Raw genomic sequence first — 20,791 nt, forward strand, 5'->3', positions numbered from 1 at the left:
GCGTCAGGCCTGGGCCTCGCGCAGCCGGTCCACCTGGATGCCGCGCAGCAGCACCTCGCTGACCGCCATCGTGGCCAGCAGGCTGACCACGACCCCGGTGCCGAGCAGCAACGCCAGCGGCCCGGGCGCCAGGTCGAAGGGGAGCGGCGGGGTGGGCGGCGCCTCGGCGAACTGCGGGATCCGCGCCAGCGCCACCCGGGCCGCCAGCAGCCCGGCGACCAGCCCGGTCGCCATGCCCGCGCAGACCACGACGAGCTGCTCCATCAGCAGCGAGCCGCGCAGCGCGCCCAGCCGCGCCCCGGCGGCGGCCAGGGCGGCGAGCTCGTAGCGCCGCCGCCGGGCCGCGGTGTAGAGCGCCAGGACGGTCCGCCCGAGCGCGAGCGCGGCGGCGGCCAGCGCCGACACCAGCATGAGCAGGAGCGCCAGTCCGGGTCCCTCCCCGGCGTAGCGCCGCTCCAGGTCGCCGACCCGCTGAGTGGCGATCACCTCCAGCCCGGCCGCGGCCAGCGCGCCGGCGATCGGCGCGGCCCGGCCCTCGCGCACCCACACCTCGAAGCGCGCCTGCGGGGCGATGCCGAAGGCGGCCCGGTCGGCCAGGTCGAGGTCGACGACCGCCCCCGTGTCGCTCAGCCCCGGCGCGGCCGCGCTCGGCACGGCGGCCTCCACGCCGACCCCGGCCAGCAGGTCGAGGCCGGGCAGCGCCTTCGCGCCCACCTGGCCGGTGGTGATCGCGGGCAGCGGGTCGGGGTAGGTGACCAGCCGTACGCCGGAGCCGGAGTTCTCGACGAGCCGCAGCTCCAGGCCGTACTCGTCGGCCTGGACCGGGTCGCTGTCGTCGACCGGGGCCCACCGCGCGGGATCGGTCAGCCCCGCGTCCACCTCCTGCCACCGTCCGCCGGACAGCACCTCCAGGCGGTTGACCGCGACCGGCAGGACCACCGGGTCGAACTCGTCCTCGCCCGCCACGGGCAGCACCATCTCGCCGCGCAGGCCGCGCAGCTCGCAGGCCTCCTTGTGGCAGCCGGCCGGCAGCCGCCACGTGTGCCGGGTCACGCCCTTCTCCAGCCGCGCGATCGGCAGCGACACCGGTCCGACGCGCCCCGGCACCCGGATGGTCAGGAAGAACCGGACCGTCGCCTTCGGCGGGATCCGGCCGTGCGCCACCGTCATGCGCACCTGCTCCCCGCCGAGCATGGCCCGGGGCGCGCGCTGCGCCTTCATCCGCGCGGCGGCCTCGCGCAGGGCGATCCCGCCGGCGTGCCGGGGATCCCAGGAGGCGACCTCGGCCAGCCGGGCCGGGTCGGCGGCGACCATCTGCGGGCTGCCGGGCACCCGGATCACCGGCGCGGCCTGCCGGCCGGAGGGATCGGCCTTGGCGACCGCCGCGGCGAGCTGCTCCGGCGTCACCCGGCCCACCTCGATCACCGCGGGCGCGCCGAGGTGGAAGCGGGCGGTCTCGGCGTAGTTGCCCAGCGTGGCGGTCCAGGCGGCGACGGCGAAGGTGGCCAGGCCGAACGCGGTGGCCAGCACGATCATGCTGCCCGCGGTCACCGGCCCCCTGGCCACCTGCCGCAGCGCCAGGAAGGCGCCCAGCCCGCCGCGCCGCCGGGTCCGGCCGTAGCCGAGCCTCGCCAGGCCCGGCAGCGCGCGCCGGGCGAGCAGGGCCAGCGCCAGGGCGATCAGCCCCGGTACGGCCAGCGCCCCCGTACGCTGACCGGACGCGTCGGTGATCACCCCGGCGCCGAGCAGTTCGACCAGTCCCATCCCGGCCAGCGCCAGGACCACGGCGTCGAGCACCCAGCCCCGGCCGGCCCGGCGCGGCGTCCTGCGCCACTCCTCGGTGACCGGGCGGCGGGCCGTACGCCAGGCGGCGACCGCGGCGGCCAGCAGCCCGCCGGCCAGCGCGCCCGCCCCGGCCCCCAGGGCGGCGGGCGGCCACTCGGCCGGCACGTGGCGGACCACGGCCTGCGCCACCGCGCGGCCGGTCAGGACGCCGAGCGGGTAGGCCAGCGCGAGCAGCAGCAGCGGCTCGGCCAGCGCGAAGCGCCAGACCCTGGGCAGGGAGTGGCCGCGCAGCCGGGCCAGCGCGATCTCGGGGGAGCGGGCCCGCACCAGGTCGGCGACGGTCTGGAAGAGCAGGAGCCAGGCCAGCGCGACGAGCTGGCCGACCACCACGTAGGTCGGCACGGCCAGCGCCCCGGCCTGGCGGGTCATGGTTCGCAGCGTGTCGCCCATCCGGGTGAAGACCGCGGCCGAGCTGACCCGACCGACCCGCTCCACCCGGGCCTGCATGACCGCGATGGTGTCCAGGTCGCCGCCGGTGATGCGCTCCGGGTCGGCGAAGACGAGCGCGTAGTCGGTCCACTGGCCCGAGCCGAGCAGGTAGCCCTCCGAGCGGGTCTCCGGGGTGATGAAGAACGGCTCGGCGCGCTCCAGCCGGCCCTCGGTGGCCAGCGCGGCGAACAGGCTGCGGTTGAACCAGAACGGGTCGGCCGGGCTGTTGGCGCGGTAGACGCCGACCACCTTCAGCGGCCTGGCGACGAACTGGTTGGTCTTCTTGTCGTGGGCGGCGAAGGAGCTCAGGATCACCTCCTCGCCGAACCGGCCGGCGAAGCCCTCGCCCACCATGACCTCGAACGGCGCCGTGGGACACCGGCCCTCCAGGAGCGTGACGTGCTCGCACTGCCCGTCCTGCCACATGAGCGAGACGATGGTGTCCTGGCGGGCGACCTGGCTCTGCGCCTCGAAGCCGCGGATCGGCGCGCTGAGGAAGTCCGCCCCCGCGGTGAACTCCCGCAGCCCCGACTCCATGGCGACCGGGGTGGTGTAGCGCCAGCCGCGGCCGTCGGTCGGCGCCGCCCGCAGCACGTCGCGCACGATCGTGGTGCGCGAGGCCTCGGCGTACAGCGGGCCGATGCTCGCCGCGCCGACCGGGACGATCGCGACGATCAGCACGATGAGCGCGAGCGCGCGGCGCTCCCACAGGCCACGCCAGATCATCGCTCCGCCCTCCGCAGGACCACGCCGTCCTCGATCGCCTCGATCCTGGCCATGGAGCCCGGCGGCAGCAGGTGGTGGTACTCGGGCGGCACCTGGATCGCGCCCTCCCGGCCGACCACCACGAAGTCCTCGCCGCGCCGGCCCTCGGCGCCCACCCGGCCGTCCCGGATGGTCACCGTACGGCCCAGCCCCTCGCCGACGGCCTGGTCGTGGGTGACCACGACGGCGGTCGTGCCCTCCTCGGCGGCCGAGCTGCGGATCAGCTCGACCACGGCCCGGCCGCTGTCGCCGTCGAGCTGGCTGGTCGGCTCGTCGGCCAGCAGCAGCCGGGGCCGGTTGGCCAGCGCCACCGCGACGGCCAGGCGTTGCTGCTCGCCGCCGGACAGCCGGCCCGCCGGGCTGCCGCCGAGCGGCTCCAGGCCGACGCGGCGCAGCAGGTCGCGCACGCGGCGCCGGTCGCGCCGCACGCCACGCTGGGCGAAGGCGACGTTCTGGGCCGCGCTCAGGTAGGGGATGAGGTTGCGCGCCGGGTTCTGGAGCACCACGCCCAGGTTGGCGGCCCGTACCCGGTCGAGCTTGCGCTGGTCGAGCGCGCCCAGGTCGGCGCCGTTCACCACCACCCGCCCGGCGCTGGGCCGCAGCAGCCCGGCCAGCAGCCAGAGCAACGTCGTCTTGCCCGCGCCGGAGGGGCCGAGCAGGGCGACCGTCTCACCGGCCTCCACCACGAGGTCCACGTCCCGCAGCGCCACGACCTCGACGTCCTGCGCCTTGTAGATCTGGACGACCCCGTCACACCGGACGACGCTCATGCGACCTCCCCACGTGGATCACCCGGTCGCAGCGCTCGGCGACCTCCGGGTCGTGCGTGGCCACCAGCAGGGCGGTGCCCTCGGCGGTGACGTTCATCAGCTCGTCCAGGACGACGGCGCGGTGGCCGGCGTCCTGCTCGGCGGTCGGCTCGTCGGCCAGCAGGACGGCCGGGCGCAGGGCCAGCGCCCGCGCGACCGCCACCCGCTGCTGCTGGCCGCCGGACAGCTCCTCCACCAGGTGGTCGGCGAACCGCTCGACCCGCAGCCGGTCCAGGGCGTGCGCGGCGCGCTCCATCGCCTCGGCCGGCGGCCGCCCGGCGGCGCGCAGCGCGACCTCGACGTTCTCGGCCGCGGTGAGCAGCGACAGCAGGCCGTAGGACTGGAAGATGAGCGCCAGGTCGGCGCGCAGGGCGGGCTGCTCGTCGAGGGGCACGCCCCGGACCATCACCCGCCCGGCGGCTGGAGGCAGCAGCCCGGCGAGCGTGGTGAGCAACGTGGTCTTCCCCGACCCCGACGGTCCCATCAGCGCCACCCGCTCGGCGGGCCGCAGGTCGAAGGTGAAGTCGGTGATGATCTCCCTGCCGCCCGCCCGGCAGGTCAGGGCGTGGCAGGACAGCGCGGCAAGCACGCTGCGAGCATTGGCGCATCCCTCCTGAACGGCAACATCGGTGTCTAAAGCGTTGCAAGTAAGTTGCAAGGTCCCCCGATAGCGTGAAAACGGATCACCCAGCACAGGGGCCTGGGTGATCCGTTCGTTATTGTTTCGTGAGGAACTCGTCGAGCAGGCCTGGTACCGTCCGCGCCGCCAGGTCGAGCCCGGCGGAGCCGTCCAGATCGGGCACGTCGTAGTGCCCGGGGCCGGCGGCCGTGGTCGCGGTGAGCGTGATCAGGCCGAGCCGCCGCTGGAAGTAGCTCTCCTTGATCCGCCAGCCGATGATGCCGCGCCGCTCCAGCGCCACCGTCCGCCGCGCGGCCACGCCCTGGCGCGAGACCAGGTGCCGCTCGCCCAGCGCGTGCCCCAGCGCCCGGTACTCCGCCCGGGCGTACAGCAGCGCGATCGGCAGGTTCACCAGCGGCAGCAGCCAGATCCAGGCCGGCAGCCACCACAGGTCGAGCAGCCCGGCCACGCCGGCCAGCACGACCGTCTCCACCACGCCCAGTCGCAGCCGGCGATGGAGCGCCGCCTTCGGCCGGCCGTGCAGCCGGGCCGGCAGGGCGGATCCGGAGACCTGGCCGGCCAGCTCCAGCGCGCCGGCCAGCGGCATGGGCGGGGTGAGCACCGAGACGTCGTCGGCCTCCTTCTCCTCCCGCTTGCGCAGGCCGGTGGTCACCACCTTGACCCGCGCGCCGCCGCCCAGCCGCAGCAGCAGCGGCTCGGCCAGCTCCACGCCGCGCAGCCGCCGCTCCTCCAGCGTCATCGAGCGCGTGGTGAGCAGCCCCCGGCTCAGCCGCAGCCGCCCCGGCTCGCGCTCCAGCCGGTAGCGGCCCCACGAGGTCGCGAAGACCGCCGCCGCTCCGGCCGCGCCGGCCAGCACGTTCACCGCGAGGATCAGCGGGACCGCCCGCCACGGGTCGCCGGTGACCCACTTCCATGCGGACTCGGCCAGGCCCTCGTCCAGGCCGAGTGCGTCCAGCGGCTTGTAGGCCGCGCCGAGCACCAGGGCGGCGCCGATGAACGACCACACCGTGAGCGGCGCGTACCGCAGCCACGACCAGTCGAGCACGGCCAGCGCCGGACGCTCGTGCTCGGCGGCCCCGGCCGCTCCCGTGGCCGGGGCGCGCAGCAGCAGGGCGTGCCGCAGGTCCTCGGCCTCCTGCCGGGTGAGCGGGTCGAGGGTCAGCTCGGCGTGCTCGCCGCCCGCCTGCTCGCCGGTGCCGACCTTCACCACGGCCAGGCCCAGGGCCCGCCGTACCGGGTCGGCTTTGAGATCGACGCTGCGCACCCGCTCGCGCGGGATCGAGCGGTGCTGCCGTACGGCGACGCCGCTGCGCAGCTCCAGCCGCTCGCCGGTCAGCCGCCAGCTCGTCGTGCGCAACCGCAGCAGGTCGTAGACCAGCGTGCCCAGCACAATGAGCACGCCCGCGCCCGCGCAGGCCAGCACGGTCGGCGTGACGCCCCAGTCGTTGGCCGAGGCGATGCGCACCAGCACCAGCACCGCCGGGGCGACGATGGTGAAGGAGAGCACCGCGGAGGCGGCCAGGCTGCGGCGGTCGAGGCCGCGCCAGTCCGTGCCGGCGACCTCGGCGCTCACGTGGCGTCACCTGGCGTGGCCTGGGTGATCGCGGTCAGCCGCTCGGCCAGCTCGGCGGCCTGGGCCGCGTCGAGCGCGTGCAGGGTGATCGCCCCGGCGGAGGAGGCCGTGGTGACCTTCACGTCGGCCAGCCCGAACAGGTTCTGCAGCGGCCCGCGCCGGGTGTCGACGGTCTGGATCCGTGACATCGGTGCCACCCGCCAGACCCGCTCCAGCCAGCCGGTGCGGGTGTAGACGGCCTCCTCGGTGACCTCCCAGCGCTGGAAGCGGTAGAGCATGCGCGGCCCGATCACCGACATCGCGCAGCAGGCCAGCAGCACGGCCGCGATCACCGCGCCGAGCCAGAGCGGCCGGTCGGTCAGGAACCAGTACGCCGGCACGACCACGGCGGCCAGCACGGCGGTGAGGATCAGCCGCTCGGCGGTCCAGCACGCGACCGCGCGCGGGTCGGGGGCGTGGCGCGGCGGCCTAAGCGTCGTCACCGGCGCTCCGATCCACCAGCACGATCAGCACCACCGCGAGGACGCCCACGATGAGGTTGGCGAAGACCTCGTACCCCTCGAAGAGCGCCAGCCGGTTGACCAGGGAGAAGCCGTCGCCGCTCCACCAGATGGCGTTGGCGACGCCGCCGACGCTCTGGATGATGAGGATCACGCCGATGATGTTCAGGACCTTGCTCATGGCCTCCACGATGGCCGCCCGGTGGGACGTCCCGCGTCGGCCAGCGGTCGGGAGCGACACCGACTTTGGTCGGTGTTCAGCGGGGCCCGCCACCCCCTAACCTCGGAGAACGTGACGGAGTATCGGTGGCTGCTGCCCTCGGTCCTGCTCGGCGACGGGCGGGAGGGCCGGCCGGTCAAGCGCTCGACGCGGGACTGGATCGTCGACGTGGCGCTCTTCGTGCTGGCCGCGCTGGCCACCCTCTTCGTCATCGAGGACCTGCGGCTGGGCGACCGGCCCATCGACGTGGTCGAGCAGGTGCTGGCCGCGCTGTCCTGCATCTCGCTGTGGCTGCGCCGCCGCTGGCCGGTCACGCTGTGCGTGGTGCTGACGCTGGTGTCGGCCTACTTCATCCTGGTCGGCGTCGCCGCCGCGATCCTGCTGTTCACCGTGGCGGTGCACCGGCCGTTCCGGATCTCCGGCCCGCTCATGCTGCTCAACGTGGCCACCCTGTTCCCGGCCGGCGCCTGGCGGCCGGATCCCGATCTGGGCTACTGGGGCGCGTTCTGGTTCGGCACCGGCCTGGTGCTGGTCTTCTCCGCCTGGGGCATGCTCGTGCGGGCGCGGCGCCAGCTCGTCTGGTCGTTGCGCCGCCAGGCCGAGGACTCGGCGCAGGAGGCGCGCCGGCTCGAACGCGAGCGCATCGCCCGCGAGATGCACGACGTGCTGGCCCACCGCATCTCCATCCTGAGCCTGCACGCCGGGGCGCTGGAGTTCCGGCCGGACGCCTCGCCCCGGGAGATCGCCCAGGCGGCCGGCGCCATCCGGGCCAGCGCGCACCAGGCGCTGCAAGACCTGCGCGAGGTGATCGGCGTGCTGCGGGCGGGCGGCGAGGAGGCCGCGCCCGAACGTCCCCAGCCCACTCTCGACGACATCCAGGAGCTGGTCACCGAGTGCCGGCAGGCCGGGATGCTCATCCGGCTGTCGGTCGAGGCGGGCGAGGTGCCCGAGCGGCTCGGGCGCGACTCCTACCGCATCGTCCAGGAGGCGCTCACCAACGCGCGCAAGCACGCGCCCGGCGCTCTCGTCACGGTCCGCGTATGGGGCGCGCCCGGCGAGGGGCTGAGCATCCGGGTGCGCAACCCGCAGCCGGTGCGCGCCGGCCGCTTCCCCCTGCCGGGCGCGGGCTCGGGCCTGATCGGCCTGGCCGAGCGCGTCTCGCTGCTCGGCGGGCGCCTCACGCACGGCACCGCACCCGGCGGCGACTTCGACCTGGAGGCCTGGCTACCGTGGAACGCGTGATCCGTGTCCTGATCGTCGACGACGACGCCCTGGTCCGCGCCGGGCTCTCCATGATCCTGGCGGGCGCCGGCGACATCGAGATCGTGGGCGAGGCCGCCGACGGCGCCCAGGTGCCGCCGCTGGTCTCGAGCCTGCGGCCCGACGTCGTCCTGATGGACATCCGCATGCCGCAGATCGACGGCCTGGCGGCCACCGAGACGTTGCGCGCCGCGCCGGAGCCGCCCGAGGTGGTCGTGCTCACCACCTTCCACGCCGACGCCCAGGTGCTGCGCGCGCTGCGGGCCGGGGCGGCCGGCTTCCTGCTGAAGGACATCCCGCCCGCCGACCTGGTCGCCGCGATCCGCCGGGTGGCCGCGGGCGAGCCCATCCTGTCGCCGGCGGTGACCCGCCAACTGATCACCCACGTCTCCGACGGCGCGGGACCCGACCGGCGCACCCGTGCCCGCGGCCTGCTGGAACGGCTCAGCGAGCGCGAGCGCGAGGTGGCGATCGCGGTCGGGCAGGGCAAGTCCAACGCCGAGATCGGCGGCGAGCTCTACATGAGCGTCGCCACGGTCAAGGCGCACGTCTCGCGCATCCTGACCAAGCTCGGGCTCAACAACCGGGTGCAGATCGCCCTGCTGGTCTACGACGCGGGCTAGCCCAGCATGGCCTCCAGCCGCGCCCGGTGCATGACCAGGTCGTCGGGGTCGTCCGGCATGGCCTGCTCGCCGAAGTGGATGCGGCGGTGCCAGACCCTGGCCATGATCACGCCGTGCCGAAGGGCCGCGTAGGTCTCGTAGAAGTCGAGGTCGCGCGGCTCGTAGCCGCTCGCCTGCCGGTAGGCGGCGCAGACCTGCTCCCGGGTCAGGAAATCGGGCAGCCCCGGCAGCCCGAACACCTCGGCCACGTCCTGGAAGAAGCGGTGCAGGAAGATCATCCAGCCGAGGTCGAGCTCCGGCGGGCCGCAGGCGGCCATCTCCCAGTCGAGCACGGCCACCGGCTCGAAGTCGCGGTACATCACGTTGCCGATCCGGGCGTCGCCCCAGCTCAGCACGTCAGGCCCGGGCTCGGCCGGCCAGTGGTCCTCCAGCCAGGCGAAGGCCCGCTCCAGCAGGGGGACGGGCAGCGCGCCGTGCGCCCAGTCGTAGTAGCGGCGGGTCGCCGTCACGTGCGCGCGCAGGCCGGGCGGCCCGAGGAAGTCCAGCCGGCCGGGGGACAGGGGCGCCGTGTGCAGGGCGGCCAGCAGGCCGACCGTGCGGTCCTGCAACCGCCGCAGGTCGGCCGGGTCGGCCTCCAGCAGCCAGCCCTCGAAGGTGTACGGCATGACGTCCGGCGGCACCAGGCCCTCCTCCCGCGCCATGACCAGGAACGGCACGCCCAGGTGCGCCGGATCGGGCTCGAACCACAACGGGCGCGGGGCCGGCACGTGCTCGGCGGCCAGCCGCATCACCTCGAACTGGGCGCCCAGGTCGTAGCTGGGGAAGACCGGGACCGCCTCGGGAGCCGGGGCCAGCCGGGCCACGCACCGCTGCTCGCGGCCGTCCGGGGCGAGCCTGGCGGTGAAGAAGAGCGTCTCGCTCGACAGGCCGTTGCCGGTTGGGCGCTCCAGCTCGGAGACCGCCGAGCGCTCGCCGGTCCGGCCGCGCAGCCAGGTCTGGACGCGCAGGCGCAGGTCGTCGAGGTCGCGGGTGGAGGTGCGCAACTGCTCCGGCATGGCACAGTCGTATACCCCTACCAAGCGCTTGTCCAGGTTCGGTCACGGGTGCGGCAGCCGTACCCTTGTGAAAAGAAAGACAACCTGACGGAGGCGTAAGGATGAGCTCAGCCGGCGAAGGCCTGTCTCGTCCGCTTCCCGAGCAAGTCCGGCTCAACGTCGTGGATCTGGCCGCCCAGGTGCTCGGGTCGGCGCCCGCTGCCGCCATTCCGCCGCCGCTGCGCGGCATCGCGCGCTTCGATCCGCGCAAGCGCGCCAAGCTCGGCGGCGCGCCGATCGCCGCCCAGCTCGAGAACGACAAGGAATTCCGCGAGCTGGTCGCCGAGGCCGTCGAGAAGGGCTGGCCCGAGCTCGCGGCGAGCCTGGCCGAAGGCACCGTCCCGCCCGCGGCCGACCCCGTGCTGGTGGCTGCCGCTGCCTATCTCATCCGCCCGCCCGGCTGGCCGCAGATGGTGGAGTCCGCCCGCGCCGACCTCGAACAGGTGGCCGCCGCCGCCGAGGGCAGCGCGCAGGAGCAGACCGTCGTGCGGCTGCGCGAGCAGGTCGCCGCGCTGAAGAGCGCGGCCAAGGAGGAGGCCGAGCGGCTGCGCGAGCAGCTCAAGGCGGCCCGCGCGGAGAACTCCGACCTGCGCCGCAAGCTTCACGAGTCGCGCGAGCGCGCCAAGGCCGCCGACCGGCGCGCCGAGGAGCTGGAGCAGGAGGCCCAGGAGGCCCGATCGCTGGCCGCCAGCGCGGGCAGCTCGGGCGAGGCCGAGCTGCGCCGGCTCAAGGAACGGCTCCACGACGTCGAACGGCAGCTCGAAGCCTCCCGCCGCGCCGCCCGCGAGGGCCGCAGCATCGAGGACGCGCGCATCCGCGTGCTGCTCGACGCGCTGCAGGACGCCTCGGCCGGGCTGCGCCGCGAGCTGGCGCTGCCGACCACCATCCACCGGCCGGCCGACTCGGTCACCGGCCTGGCCCCGGGCACGCCCAAGGTCGCGGCGCGGGCGCTGGCCGACGACGACCCGCAGCTCTTCGACCAGATCGTGGCGCTGCCCCAGGTCCATCTGATCATCGACGGCTACAACGTCACCAAGACCGGGTACGGCACGCTGACCCTGGCCGACCAGCGGGCCCGGCTGATGACCGGCCTGGCCGGGCTGGTCGCGCAGACCCGCATCGAGGTCACCGTGGTCTTCGACGGCGCCGAGCTCAACGCGCACGTCGCGGTCAACGCCCCGCGCGGCGTCCGGGTGCTGTTCAGCCAGCCGGGGGAGATCGCCGACGACCTCATCCGGCAGCTCGTGCGCGCCGAGCCGCCGGGCCGCGCGGTGGCCGTGGTCTCCTCCGACCGAGAGGTGGCCGAATCGGTGCGGAAGATGGGAGCCAGACCGGTTCCGTCCGCTCTGCTGTTGCGCCGGCTCGGCCGCGCCTAGCGTTTGCCGGGGCAGGATTCCCCGAAGCGTTCAGTTCACACCTGCAACTTCTGTACCATTTGCCCCAGGTGTGATCACTGGGAGGCGACGCTGTGAGGTTGGGCCGGGTACCGCTGGTCGCCGGATTGGCGGTCGGAGCGTTGCTGGTACATCCCGGCGGGGCGGTCGCCGACCCCAAGCCGACCGTCCGGCAGGCCAAGGCCCGCCTGGCGAAGCTCAACGACCAGGCCGACAAGGTCGTCGACCGCTACAACAAGGCGACCGAGGACTACAAGGCCGCCAAGAGCCGGTACGGCAAGCTGAACGAGCGCTACAAGGCCAAGCTGGCCACCGTCGCCGGGCTGCGCTCGCAGGTGGTCACCATGGCGGTCGACAGCTACCAGACCGGCACCGACCTGACCGCCGCCACGGTGGTCCTCGGCAACGACAGCCCGGCCGACACGCTCACCGGCATGGCCCTGGCCGACCAGCTCGCCGCCGAGCGCGGCCAGCGCCTGGCGCAGTTCCTCCAGGAGAACCAGGGCCTGAAGGCCCAGCGGGACGAGGCCGAGAGCGCGCTGAGCGACGCCGACGCCAAGCGGGACAAGGTCGCCGATGACCGGTCCGAGATCCTCAAGCTGATCAAGAAGCAGAAGGCCCTGCTGGTCCGGCTGGGCGCCTACAAGACCGGTGACCCCAACAGCCCGGGTCTGGTCTACAACGGCCCGGCCCGTGGCAACGCCGCCGCCGCGCTCACCTTCGCCTACGCCCAGGTCGGCAAGCCGTACCGGTACGGAGGCACGGGGCCGGACGGCTTCGACTGCTCCGGGCTGACCCAGGCCGCGTGGCGGGCGGGCGGCGTGGAGCTGCCGCGCACGACGTGGGACCAGTGGGCCTGGGGCGCCAACCGCAAGGTGGACCTCAAGGCGCTCCAGCCGGGCGACCTGGTCTTCAGCGAGGGTCTGGGGCACGTGAGCCTGTACGCGGGCGACGGCAAGATCGTGCACGCGCCGCAGACCGGTGATGTGGTCAAGGTGGTCAACCTCGCCGACTACGGCCGACCGCTGGTAGGCGCCGTCCGCCCCTAAGGTGGTGAGAAATATCACCTTATAAAGGGGCGCTTCCGTGTGGCTTCGTGACGCCGTCCTGTACCAGATCTACCCCCAGAGCTTCGCCGACGCCAACGGCGACGGCATCGGCGACCTCGCCGGCATCGAGTCGCGCCTGGACTACCTGTCCTGGCTCGGCGTCGACGCGCTCTGGCTGAGCCCGTGCTTCGCCTCGCCGATGGCCGACGCCGGCTACGACGTGCGCGACTACTTCAGCATCGACCCCCGCTACGGCACCGAGGCGGACCTGCTCTCCCTGGTGGAGAAGGCCCGCGCCAAGGGCATCCGCATCCTGCTCGACCTGGTCGCCGGGCACACCTCCGACCAGCACCCGTGGTTCCTGGCCTCCGCCGCCGACCCCGGCGACCACCGCTACATCTGGTCCGACCGTGAGGTCCCCGGCTTCGTGCCCTCACCGGGCAGCCGGCCGGGCTCCTACCGCCCCAACTTCTTCGCCTTCCAGCCGGCCCTGAACTTCGGCTACGCGCGTCAGGACGAGGCCGAGCCCTGGCGCCAGCCGGTCGACGCGGAAGGGCCCACGGTCAACCGCAGGGCGCTGCGCGAGATCATGTCCCACTGGCTGGAGCGCGGCGTGTCGGGCTTCCGGGTGGACATGGCCGCCTCGCTGGTCAAGGACGACCCCGGCCACGTGGAGACCGCCAAGCTCTGGCGCGAGCTGCGCGGCTGGCTCGACGAGGCCTTCCCGGAGGCCGTGCTGCTGTCGGAGTGGGGCGATCCCAAGGTCTCGGTGCCCGGCGGCTTCCACGCCGACTTCTTCCTGCACTTCTCCGGCCTGGCCTTCCGCTCGCTGTGGGACAACGGCGCGGTGACCACCGAGTGGGACAAGATCGACTCGCCCTACTTCGACCCGGCCGGGGCCGGCACGACCGCGCACTTCCTGGCCGAGTGGCAGGAGGCCATGGAGGTCATCGGCGCCTCCGGCCTGATCTCGCTGCCCTCCAGCAACCACGACTGGCCGCGCCTGGCCAGCGGCACGCGCGAGGGCGAGCAGCTCAGGGCCGCCTTCACCTTCCTGCTGACCTGGCCGGGCCTGCCGGCGATCTACTACGGCGACGAGATCGGCATGCGGTACGTGCCCGGCCTGCCGGACGTCGAGGGCAGCCGGCTCCTGCCCGGCTACAACCGCGCCGGCTCCCGTACCCCCATGCAGTGGGACAAGGCCGACCCGCAGATCACCTACCTGCCCGCCGACCCCGACCCGGCGCGCCCCAACGTCGCCGACCAGCGCGCCGACCCCGGCTCGCTGCTGCACACCGTCCGCGAGCTGATCGCCCTGCGCCGGGCCCATCCCGATCTCGGTACGGCGGAGCCGGTCGAAGTGCTGCACGCCGGTTACCCGTTCGTCTACCGGCGCGGGCGGTTCGTGGTCGCCGTCAACCCGGGCGCCGCGCCGGCGTCGGTCGAGCTGCCGGGTTCGCGAGGCCGGCTCGTATCCGGCGCGGCGGCGGACTGGATCCGGCTCGACGGCTTCGGTCACGCGATCTTCGAACTGGTGTGACGCATGTGACAGATGTGACTTGACGGGCATTGTGAGGAGGTCAGTGTGACGCGAATCACAAAGACATCACGAAACGGTGATGGAGCAGGGATCGCTCTTCTGACTATCGCGCGGGGAAATCCTGACTCTTGACGGTGGCTTTGCCCTCCGTTGGCGTGCGGGGTACTTTCTGGCCTCGCGGCGTTCCAGCCAGGACGCCGCGATTTCGCGAGTCGGCCGCAAGATCGCCGATCGGACAGATTGAGATCCGCTTGCCGAATCCGCGCAGCCAGGAGGCGCGGAGCCGGGGACCCAGAGTTCCAGGGGTGAATCAGCGCAGCGCGCTGTAGGGCGACCTTCCACGCCCGAATCCGTCAGCTAACCCGGTAGGCGTTCGTGGAAGTCCCGAGGAGACACCCTGTCTACCCGTCAGATCCCCCGTTTGTCATGCCTTGCCATGGGCGGAGTCGTGTTCGGCACCGCCCTCACCGGCCTCACCGCCACTCCGGCACAGGCCGTGACGAACACCCCCGCCGCCGCTCCGGTCACTTCGAGCGGTACCGCCACGGTGGTCACGACCACCGGGCGGCCTGCGAAGATCGCTTGGCCCGCCAAGGCCGCCCGGTCCGCCCGGGCCGCCAAGGCGGCCAGGCAGAAGGTGAGGGCCGCCAAGGCCGTCGCCGTCGCCAAGGCCCAGATCGGTGACCCGTACCGCTTCGGCGCCACCGGGCCCGGCTCGTTCGACTGCTCCGGCCTCGTCCAGTACGCCTGGCGCAAGGCCGGGATCAGGATCCCGCGCGTGACGCACAGCCAGTACGCGGGCATCAGGACCAAGGTGTCGTGGCGCAACCTGCGCCCCGGCGACCTGATGTTCTTCAGCGGGCGCGGGCACGTCGGCATGTACGTCGGCAAGGGCCGGATGGTCCACTCGCCTCGCACCGGCAAGACCGTGCGGGTCGAGAAGCTCAGCGGCTGGCGCAAGCGCGCCTTCGCCGGAGCGGTCCGCCCCGGCGGCTGACCTCGTGAAGGCCCCGCCCTGTTCCGGGCGGGGCCTTCGCAGGTTTCCCCCTCTGCTTCCCGGCTTTTCCGGCTGGGTGGGCGGGTGCCGCTAACCTGGCAGGATGCCGACCCGGGTGACCCGCAGAGCCGCACTGCTGCTCGCGCTCACCTGCACCGCGGCCGCCCCCCTCGACCCGCCGGCCCCCTTCCGCGGGGCCACCGCCACCCACGGCGCCGCCTCCCGCGTGCTCGCCGAGCCGGGCACGCCGGCCGGCCTCGACCTCCCCGACCTGGCCCGCCGCGCCGACACCGCCGCCACCCGCGTGGACCGCACGCTGGGCACCCGGGTCCGGCCCCTGGTCCTGGTCCCCGCCACCGACGCCGGCGCCGCCCGCCTGATCGGCGCCGCGCCCGAAGCCGTCGCCGGCCTCGCCGCCCTGGCCGACCAGGGCCGGGTGATCATCGTCCCTGGCGGCTACACCCGCCTCACCGAGACCGGCCGCGACGTCGTCCTCACCCACGAGCTCACCCACGTGGCCGCCGGAACCGGCCGCGTCCCGCCGTGGCTGCGCGAGGGCTTCGCCGACTACGTCGCCTACCGCGACTCCGGCCTGAGCGTCGAGGCCGCCGCCGCCGAGCTGCTGGCCGACATCCGGGCGGGACGCCTGCCGTACCGGCTGCCGGAGGGTTTCGGGCCGCCCCGGCAGGCTCAGGCCTACCAGGAGGCGTGGCTCGCCTGCCGGCTCATCGCCGCCGAGTACGGCGAGGCGCGGCTCGTGCGGCTCTACCGGGACGCCGCGCAGGGCAAGCTTGATCTGACGCCGTTCGGCGACTTCACCGCGAGATGGCGCGCCCATCTCAAGCACCTGGGGAGAGGCGATGACGGAGCGGGGGCTTGAGGGAGAGGTTCAAGGAGAGGTTCAGGGAGAGGCGATGGCCGAGGGGGAGCGCGGTGCGCCGAGGCCGGGGCTGCTGCGCAGGCAGGCGGGCATCGCGCTGGCCGTACTGGGCACGGCGATCGTGGCCGTGGTCGCGTTCACCACGCCCTGGGACCCGCTGCCGCTGCGGGTGCAGCCCGATCCGGCCCGTGACTTCACCCCGGCCGAGATCGCCCGCGCCCAGGCGTTCGACGCGGCGCTCAGCGCGCCCGCCTACCTGTCGCTCGGCCTCACCGTGCTCTTCGCCGGGATCCTCATCGCCACGCCCTTCGGCGCCCGCGTCCTGGCCCGGCTGCGCGGGCCGTGGTGGCTGCGGGTGCTGCTGGGCGTGCTCGTGCTCACCCTGCTGGTCGAGGCGCTGCGCTGGCCGCTGGGGATGTGGTACGAGGTACGGCTGCGCGAGTTCGGGCTGTCCACGCAGGACTGGGGCTCGTGGAGCGCCGACCGGCTCAAGAACATCGCCGTCCGCGTCGCCATCCTCGGCGTGATGATCGTCGTGCTGGCGGCGCTGGCGCGACGGCTCAAGCGCTGGTGGATCCCGGCCGCCGCCGGTGCCTTCGCCTTCACCCTCGCCGCCTCCTTCGTCTACCCGATCGTCTTCGAGCCCCTCTTCAACGACTTCCGCTCGATGCCTCCCGGCCAGCTCCGCACCGACCTGCTCGCCATGGCCCAGCGCGACGGCGTGCCCGTCGACGACGTGCTGATCGCCGACGCCTCCCGGCGCACCACCGCGCTCAACGCCTACGTCTCCGGCTTCGGCGCCACCCGCCGCATCGTCGTGTACGACACGCTGCTCAAGGCGCCCGCCGACGAGGTCGAGCTGATCGTCGCGCACGAACTCGGCCACGCCAAGAACCGCGACGTGCTCAACGGCACGCTCATCGGCGGGCTGGGCGCCGCCTTCGGCGCCGTCCTGCTCTTCCTGGTCTACGGTCTGGTACGGCGGCGCACCGGCGGCCTGTCCATCGCCGACCCCCGCGCGGTCGGCGTCGTCATGGGACTGATGAGCCTGGCCACCGTCCTGTCCGGCCCGCTCCAGAACGTCGTCAGCCGGCACGTCGAGGCCCGGGCCGACCTCAACTCCCTCGACCTCACCCGCGACCCGGCCACCTTCATCGCCATGCAGAAGCGGCTGGCCGTCACCAACATCTCCGACCTTTCGCCCGACTGGCTGGAGTACCTGCTGTACGCCTCCCACCCGACCGCCCCCCAGCGCATCGCCATGGCCCGCACCTGGGCCCTGGAGAACGGCCTTCCCGAGCCGTGAGCAGGGTCCTGATCGTCACCAACGACTTCCCGCCCCGGCCCGGCGGCATCCAGTCGTTCGTCCACGGTCTGGCCTCGCGCCTGCCCGGGGTGGTCGTGTACGCCTCCTCGTGGCGGGGGAGCGCCGAGTTCGACGCGCGCCAGCCGTACCCGGTGATCCGGCACCCCTCCTCCGTCATGCTGCCCACGCCCGCCGTCGCCCGCCGGGCCGCCGCCCTGGTCGCCGCGTACGGCGTGGACACCGTCGTCTTCGGCGCCGCCGCTCCGCTCGGGCTGCTCGCGCCGCGCCTGCGGGCCGCGGGGGTGCGGCGGGTCGTCATGCTCACCCACGGGCACGAGGCCTCCTGGGCGGCGGCGCCGGGCTTCCGCTCTGTGCTGCGCCGGATCGCCGCCTCGGCCGACGTCGTCACCTACCTGGGCGACTACACCCGTGCGCGGCTCCTGCGCGCCGTGCCCGCCGCCAAGCTCGTCCGCCTGGCCCCCGGGGTGGACCCCGCCCGTTTCCGCCCTTCCCCCGCCGCCGCCTCCGCCGTCCGCGCCCGCCTGGGCCTCGGCGACCGGCCCGTCGCGGTGTGCGTGTCGCGCCTTGTCCCGCGCAAGGGCCAGGACCAGCTCATCCGGGCCTGGCCGTACGTCCTTCGCGCTCTGCCCGACGCCGTGCTCCTCTTGGCCGGTGGCGGCCCTTACCGCCGCCGTCTGGAACGCCTGGCCGCCTCCCTGTCCCTCACCACCTCCACCGGCTGGCCCACTCCCACCCAGCCCCCTACGCCGGCCCACCCCACTTCGGTTAACCAGCCCCCCACATCCGCCCCGCCCATTCCGGCGGGTCAGCCCACCACGTCCGCCCCGCCCGTTCCGGCGGGTCAGCCCCCCGCGGCGGTCCAACCGTTTCCATCCGGCCAACCCATTACGCCGCTGTCACCAACCTGCGCACCCGCCGACATCCACTTCACCGGCACCATCCCCGCCGAAGACCTGGCGTCACTGTACGCCGCCGCTGACGTCTTCGCGATGCCATGCCGCACCAGATGGCGCGGAATAGACGTCGAAGGCCTGGGCATCGTCTTCCTGGAAGCCTCAGCCGCCGCCCTCCCGGTGATCGCCGGCGCCTCGGGCGGCGCCCCCGACGCGGTACGGCACGGCGAAACCGGCCTGATAGTCGACGGCGAATCCCTCCCAGACCTGACCACAGCCCTCATAGACCTCCTCTCCGACCAGGACAGATCCCGAAAAATGGGCATCCTGGGCCGAGAGTGGATCACCCAGGAATGGTCCTGGGACCAAGTAGTCACCCGCTTCGACAGCATCCTGCGCTTGCCATGACGTCGCGATGATGCCATGATGACGTCATGGAGTTGACGACGTACATCGAAGGCCTCCGCCAAGAGTTCGGCTCGGCGGCAGAGGCCGCCGGCCCGGAGGCCGCGTCCGCAGCCGACCGCCTGACCTCGGTCCTGGAGTCGGCGATCCGGCTCACCCTCATCGAGGTCCTGTCCGACGCCGCCGACGAGGTCACCCGCCAGATCGACCCGGCCGTCGTCGAACTACGCATCCGCGGCCGCGAGCCCCAATTCGTGGTCTCCGGCCCCCTGGCCCACCCAGGCCACCCCGCCCACCCGGGCCACCCCGACTACGCCAGCCCCCCGGCCCCGCCCGTACCCCCCACTCCGCCCTTCCCCCCGCCCCCACCCGGCTACGAGCCCACGGAGGACGGCACAGCCCGCATGACGCTGCGCCTGCCCGAATCCCTCAAATCCCGCATCGAACAAGCCGCGAGCTCCGCCGGCGTCTCGGTGAACTCCTGGCTTGTCCGAGCCCTCTCGACAGCCCTCTCCGACCCCACCACCGCCCACCCCACCCCACCCCCAACCGGCAAACGCCTCAGCGGTTGGGTCCGCTAGAAAGCCCACCCAAGCCCCCTCGGAGCCGCCGACACCAGCGCCTCGTCACGGGGGCCGCAGCACCACCCCTGGCGGACACTGCTCTGAGCAAGACCAGCCCAACTCGGCTACGACGACAGCGGGAGGACGCCAGGCACCACGACGCCGGCCACCACGACGTCAACGTTTTGACGAGCGCGGAAGGTGGCGCCCGGTGCGACGTCAGCGGGTGCGACCTCACCCGCCCGCCGATTCATGGCCCACCCCTTGCCGCCCCCGCTAGACGCACCTGACGCACCTGAGGCACCTGACGCATGTGAGGCACCTTAGGCACATGAGGCACCTAAGACGCCTGAGGCGCCCGAACCACCCAACGTGCAGGTGAGCTACGCACCCAACCCCGCGCGGCCCACCAGCAGAACCACAGCCCTAACCCACCCATAACCCACCGAACCGGAGCTTTGCCATGCCCGAATTCCCCACCCCAGCCCCCATCAGCCTCCACGTGGAAATCCCCGCCGGGCGGATCCGCCTCACCGCCTCCCCCCGCACCGACACCACGGTCGAAATCCGCGGCCTCAACAAAAGCGGCGAGGAATACGCCGAATCCATCTCTGTCCAACACTCCGGCGACACCATCTCGATCCTCGGCCCCCGCCAAAGCCTGATGCGTTCCCCTTCCGTCGAGGTCCTGGTCGCCCTCCCCGCCGGCTCCCACCCCACCGTCAAAACCGCCTCAGCCGACATCTCCCTCCACGGCCCCTTCGACGTCGCCCGCCTCCACACCGCCTCCGGCGACATCCACTTCGACCGCCTAGGCGCCACCCGCATCAAGACCGCCTCAGGTGACGTCGCCGGTGACGTCATCGAGGGCGACGCCGACATCACCACCGCCTCGGGCGACGTCCGCATCGCCTCCATCACCGGCGACGCCAAAATCGACACCGCCTCCGGCGAGTACACCCTCCGCCACGTCGCCGGCGACATCACCGCCAAGTCCGCCTCCGGCGACCTCGACTTCACCAACGTCCAGGGCCGAAGCCTGAACGCCCGTACCGCCTCCGGCGACGTCACCGTCGGCATCCCCGACGGCACCGCCGCCTGGCTGGACGTCTCCTCCATCAGCGGCCGCGTCTCCTCCCGTCTGGAGAACAGCCCGGCCCCCGCCGACGGCGACCCCACCGTCGAGGTCGGCGTCCGCACCATCAGCGGTTCCATCACCATCGTCCGAGCAGGAGCCACCCGATGAACGCCTTCATGACCGAACTCCTCATCCTCGACCATCAGGAGCGCCTCGCCGAAGCCGAGCACGCCCGCCTGATAGCCCGCACCCGCCCCCACCACCCCCGCCCTCACCCCTCCACCCTCCGCACCCCCCTCCGCCACCGCATGGCCACCGCCCTCCACCACCTCGCCGACACCATCGACCCCACCCCCCACCGCACCTAGCCCCTCGGCCAAGCGGAACCCTCACGACCCCTTCGCCAAGGGCACCCTCACGCCCCCGGCCCACTCGTCCACTTCGCCCCCGCCGTCCGCTGACCCCGGCCTCCGCCCTCGCCTCCGCCCTCGCCCCCGCCCCCGCCCCGCCCCGCCCCGCCCCGCCCCGCCTACTCTTTGCCTTCCCCAACGTCCGCCCACACCGTCCCCCGCCCGCGGGCCCGCCGGTCCGGTCTCCGCCTCCGCGGCCTGCCTCGCCGTCCCTCCGCGTGTCCCCGGCCCAGGTCTCCACCCCCCGGCCCATGCCTTCGTCTCCGGCCTCCGTCCCGGTCGCGGGCTTCCGGTCCCGGTCCCGCCCTCTGTCTCGGGCTGGCCCGCAGCCTTGGCCGTCGTCCCTGGTCGTGGGCTACCTAGCGACCTCCGCCCTACCGGACGTTCCCGTCCCGCCTACTCTTCGGCCTGCCGGCCCGACTCCGCTGCCCTCGACTTCCTCCGTCTCCTGAGTCAGCCCGGTATCGGCCTCAGCCCCGATTCCGGCCTCGGGTTCG

The 20,791-nt window shown here is 73.5% G+C and carries 18 protein-coding genes, 1 pseudogene and 1 riboswitch; of the genes and pseudogenes, 12 read left to right on the forward strand and 7 right to left on the reverse strand.

What is annotated here, in order from left to right:
- Positions 1 to 3: 3 nt before the first annotated feature.
- The 6 genes from ACIBG7_RS09345 to ACIBG7_RS09370 form a co-directional block, all read right to left on the reverse strand.
- Entirely contained in the window at positions 4 to 3,000 is a 2,997-nt protein-coding gene (locus ACIBG7_RS09345; RefSeq protein ID WP_397335741.1) for an FtsX-like permease family protein, read from the reverse strand.
- Positions 2,997 to 3,809, reverse strand: coding sequence for an ATP-binding cassette domain-containing protein (locus ACIBG7_RS09350; protein ID WP_357935618.1), 813 nt, complete (start codon positions 3,807 to 3,809; stop codon positions 2,997 to 2,999). Before ACIBG7_RS09350 ends, ACIBG7_RS09345 begins: the two co-directional genes overlap by 4 nt.
- A complete protein-coding gene (locus ACIBG7_RS09355; RefSeq protein WP_357935621.1) occupies positions 3,790 to 4,437 on the reverse strand; it encodes an ATP-binding cassette domain-containing protein in 648 nt (215 codons plus the stop codon). Before ACIBG7_RS09355 ends, ACIBG7_RS09350 begins: the two co-directional genes overlap by 20 nt.
- Before the next feature lie 127 nt (positions 4,438 to 4,564).
- The gene (locus tag ACIBG7_RS09360; protein WP_397335742.1) at positions 4,565 to 6,061 is read right to left on the reverse strand and encodes a PH domain-containing protein; all 1,497 of its coding nucleotides are present in this window, start codon (positions 6,059 to 6,061) and stop codon (positions 4,565 to 4,567) included.
- A complete protein-coding gene (locus ACIBG7_RS09365; protein WP_397335743.1) occupies positions 6,058 to 6,543 on the reverse strand; it encodes a PH domain-containing protein in 486 nt (161 codons plus the stop codon). The genes ACIBG7_RS09360 and ACIBG7_RS09365 overlap by 4 nt, the downstream gene beginning before the upstream one ends.
- Positions 6,530 to 6,742: a hypothetical protein gene (locus ACIBG7_RS09370; protein WP_357935629.1), complete on the reverse strand. Its 213-nt coding sequence runs from the start codon at positions 6,740 to 6,742 to the stop codon at positions 6,530 to 6,532. Before ACIBG7_RS09370 ends, ACIBG7_RS09365 begins: the two co-directional genes overlap by 14 nt.
- A gap of 111 nt (positions 6,743 to 6,853) precedes the next feature.
- Here ACIBG7_RS09370 and ACIBG7_RS09375 point away from each other — a divergent pair, with 111 nt between their 5' ends.
- Together ACIBG7_RS09375 and ACIBG7_RS09380 are read left to right on the forward strand one after the other, a co-directional pair.
- Entirely contained in the window at positions 6,854 to 8,023 is a 1,170-nt protein-coding gene (locus ACIBG7_RS09375) for a histidine kinase (protein WP_357935631.1), read from the forward strand.
- Positions 8,020 to 8,664: a response regulator transcription factor gene (locus ACIBG7_RS09380; protein ID WP_357935634.1), complete on the forward strand. Its 645-nt coding sequence runs from the start codon at positions 8,020 to 8,022 to the stop codon at positions 8,662 to 8,664. The genes ACIBG7_RS09375 and ACIBG7_RS09380 overlap by 4 nt, the downstream gene beginning before the upstream one ends.
- On the opposite strand, the gene ACIBG7_RS09385 is transcribed toward ACIBG7_RS09380, so the two are convergent.
- Positions 8,661 to 9,719: a phosphotransferase family protein gene (locus ACIBG7_RS09385; RefSeq protein ID WP_397335744.1), complete on the reverse strand. Its 1,059-nt coding sequence runs from the start codon at positions 9,717 to 9,719 to the stop codon at positions 8,661 to 8,663. The genes ACIBG7_RS09380 and ACIBG7_RS09385 overlap by 4 nt on opposite strands.
- Before the next feature lie 101 nt (positions 9,720 to 9,820).
- Here ACIBG7_RS09385 and ACIBG7_RS09390 point away from each other — a divergent pair, with 101 nt between their 5' ends.
- The 10 genes and pseudogenes from ACIBG7_RS09390 (at position 9,821) to ACIBG7_RS09435 (ending at position 20,252) form a co-directional block, all read left to right on the forward strand.
- On the forward strand, positions 9,821 to 11,134 hold the full coding sequence (locus ACIBG7_RS09390; protein ID WP_357935640.1) for an NYN domain-containing protein: 1,314 nt from the start codon (positions 9,821 to 9,823) through the stop codon (positions 11,132 to 11,134).
- 92 nt (positions 11,135 to 11,226) lie between these two features.
- The gene (locus ACIBG7_RS09395; RefSeq protein WP_357935643.1) at positions 11,227 to 12,201 is read left to right on the forward strand and encodes an NlpC/P60 family protein; all 975 of its coding nucleotides are present in this window, start codon (positions 11,227 to 11,229) and stop codon (positions 12,199 to 12,201) included.
- Positions 12,202 to 12,238: 37 nt separating this feature from the next.
- On the forward strand, positions 12,239 to 13,741 hold the full coding sequence (locus ACIBG7_RS09400; protein ID WP_357935646.1) for an alpha-amylase family glycosyl hydrolase: 1,503 nt from the start codon (positions 12,239 to 12,241) through the stop codon (positions 13,739 to 13,741).
- Between the two features lie 242 nt (positions 13,742 to 13,983).
- Positions 13,984 to 14,128: riboswitch (cyclic di-AMP (ydaO/yuaA leader) on the forward strand.
- A gap of 49 nt (positions 14,129 to 14,177) precedes the next feature.
- Complete coding sequence (locus ACIBG7_RS09405; protein ID WP_357935648.1) at positions 14,178 to 14,738, forward strand: C40 family peptidase; 561 nt, start codon at positions 14,178 to 14,180, stop codon at positions 14,736 to 14,738.
- A 103-nt stretch (positions 14,739 to 14,841) separates the two neighbouring features.
- The gene (locus ACIBG7_RS09410; protein WP_397335745.1) at positions 14,842 to 15,618 is read left to right on the forward strand and encodes a hypothetical protein; all 777 of its coding nucleotides are present in this window, start codon (positions 14,842 to 14,844) and stop codon (positions 15,616 to 15,618) included.
- Positions 15,619 to 15,652: 34 nt separating this feature from the next.
- Positions 15,653 to 16,924: a M48 family metallopeptidase gene (locus ACIBG7_RS09415; protein ID WP_397335746.1), complete on the forward strand. Its 1,272-nt coding sequence runs from the start codon at positions 15,653 to 15,655 to the stop codon at positions 16,922 to 16,924.
- 500 nt (positions 16,925 to 17,424) lie between these two features.
- Positions 17,425 to 18,246, forward strand: a pseudogene (locus ACIBG7_RS09420) (glycosyltransferase); the annotation flags it as partial.
- A 26-nt stretch (positions 18,247 to 18,272) separates the two neighbouring features.
- A complete protein-coding gene (locus ACIBG7_RS09425; RefSeq protein WP_357935658.1) occupies positions 18,273 to 18,824 on the forward strand; it encodes a toxin-antitoxin system HicB family antitoxin in 552 nt (183 codons plus the stop codon).
- A gap of 484 nt (positions 18,825 to 19,308) precedes the next feature.
- Positions 19,309 to 20,052: a DUF4097 family beta strand repeat-containing protein gene (locus ACIBG7_RS09430; RefSeq protein WP_397335747.1), complete on the forward strand. Its 744-nt coding sequence runs from the start codon at positions 19,309 to 19,311 to the stop codon at positions 20,050 to 20,052.
- Positions 20,049 to 20,252 carry a hypothetical protein gene (locus tag ACIBG7_RS09435; protein WP_397335748.1) on the forward strand — a complete coding sequence of 68 codons (204 nt, stop codon included), beginning with the start codon at positions 20,049 to 20,051 and terminating at the stop codon, positions 20,250 to 20,252. The genes ACIBG7_RS09430 and ACIBG7_RS09435 overlap by 4 nt, the downstream gene beginning before the upstream one ends.
- Positions 20,253 to 20,791 lie beyond the last annotated feature (539 nt).

It is taken from the genome of Nonomuraea sp. NPDC050328 (genome assembly GCF_044459405.1).
Classification (GTDB): domain Bacteria; phylum Actinomycetota; class Actinomycetes; order Streptosporangiales; family Streptosporangiaceae; genus Nonomuraea.

What these genes read in the sequence shown, in the direction of transcription:
- ACIBG7_RS09350 (WP_357935618.1), bottom strand. Translation starts at nt 3,809, where the DNA reads ATGAGCGTCGTCCGGTGTGACGGGGTCGTCCAGATCTACAAGGCGCAG.
- ACIBG7_RS09345 (WP_397335741.1), bottom strand. Translation starts at nt 3,000, where the DNA reads ATGATCTGGCGTGGCCTGTGGGAGCGCCGCGCGCTCGCGCTCATCGTG.
- ACIBG7_RS09390 (WP_357935640.1), top strand. Translation starts at nt 9,821, where the DNA reads ATGAGCTCAGCCGGCGAAGGCCTGTCTCGTCCGCTTCCCGAGCAAGTC.
- ACIBG7_RS09405 (WP_357935648.1), top strand. Translation starts at nt 14,178, where the DNA reads ATGGGCGGAGTCGTGTTCGGCACCGCCCTCACCGGCCTCACCGCCACT.
- ACIBG7_RS09370 (WP_357935629.1), bottom strand. Translation starts at nt 6,742, where the DNA reads ATGAGCAAGGTCCTGAACATCATCGGCGTGATCCTCATCATCCAGAGC.
- ACIBG7_RS09435 (WP_397335748.1), top strand. Translation starts at nt 20,049, where the DNA reads ATGAACGCCTTCATGACCGAACTCCTCATCCTCGACCATCAGGAGCGC.
- ACIBG7_RS09410 (WP_397335745.1), top strand. Translation starts at nt 14,842, where the DNA reads ATGCCGACCCGGGTGACCCGCAGAGCCGCACTGCTGCTCGCGCTCACC.
- ACIBG7_RS09385 (WP_397335744.1), bottom strand. Translation starts at nt 9,719, where the DNA reads ATGCCGGAGCAGTTGCGCACCTCCACCCGCGACCTCGACGACCTGCGC.
- ACIBG7_RS09425 (WP_357935658.1), top strand. Translation starts at nt 18,273, where the DNA reads ATGGAGTTGACGACGTACATCGAAGGCCTCCGCCAAGAGTTCGGCTCG.
- ACIBG7_RS09415 (WP_397335746.1), top strand. Translation starts at nt 15,653, where the DNA reads ATGGCCGAGGGGGAGCGCGGTGCGCCGAGGCCGGGGCTGCTGCGCAGG.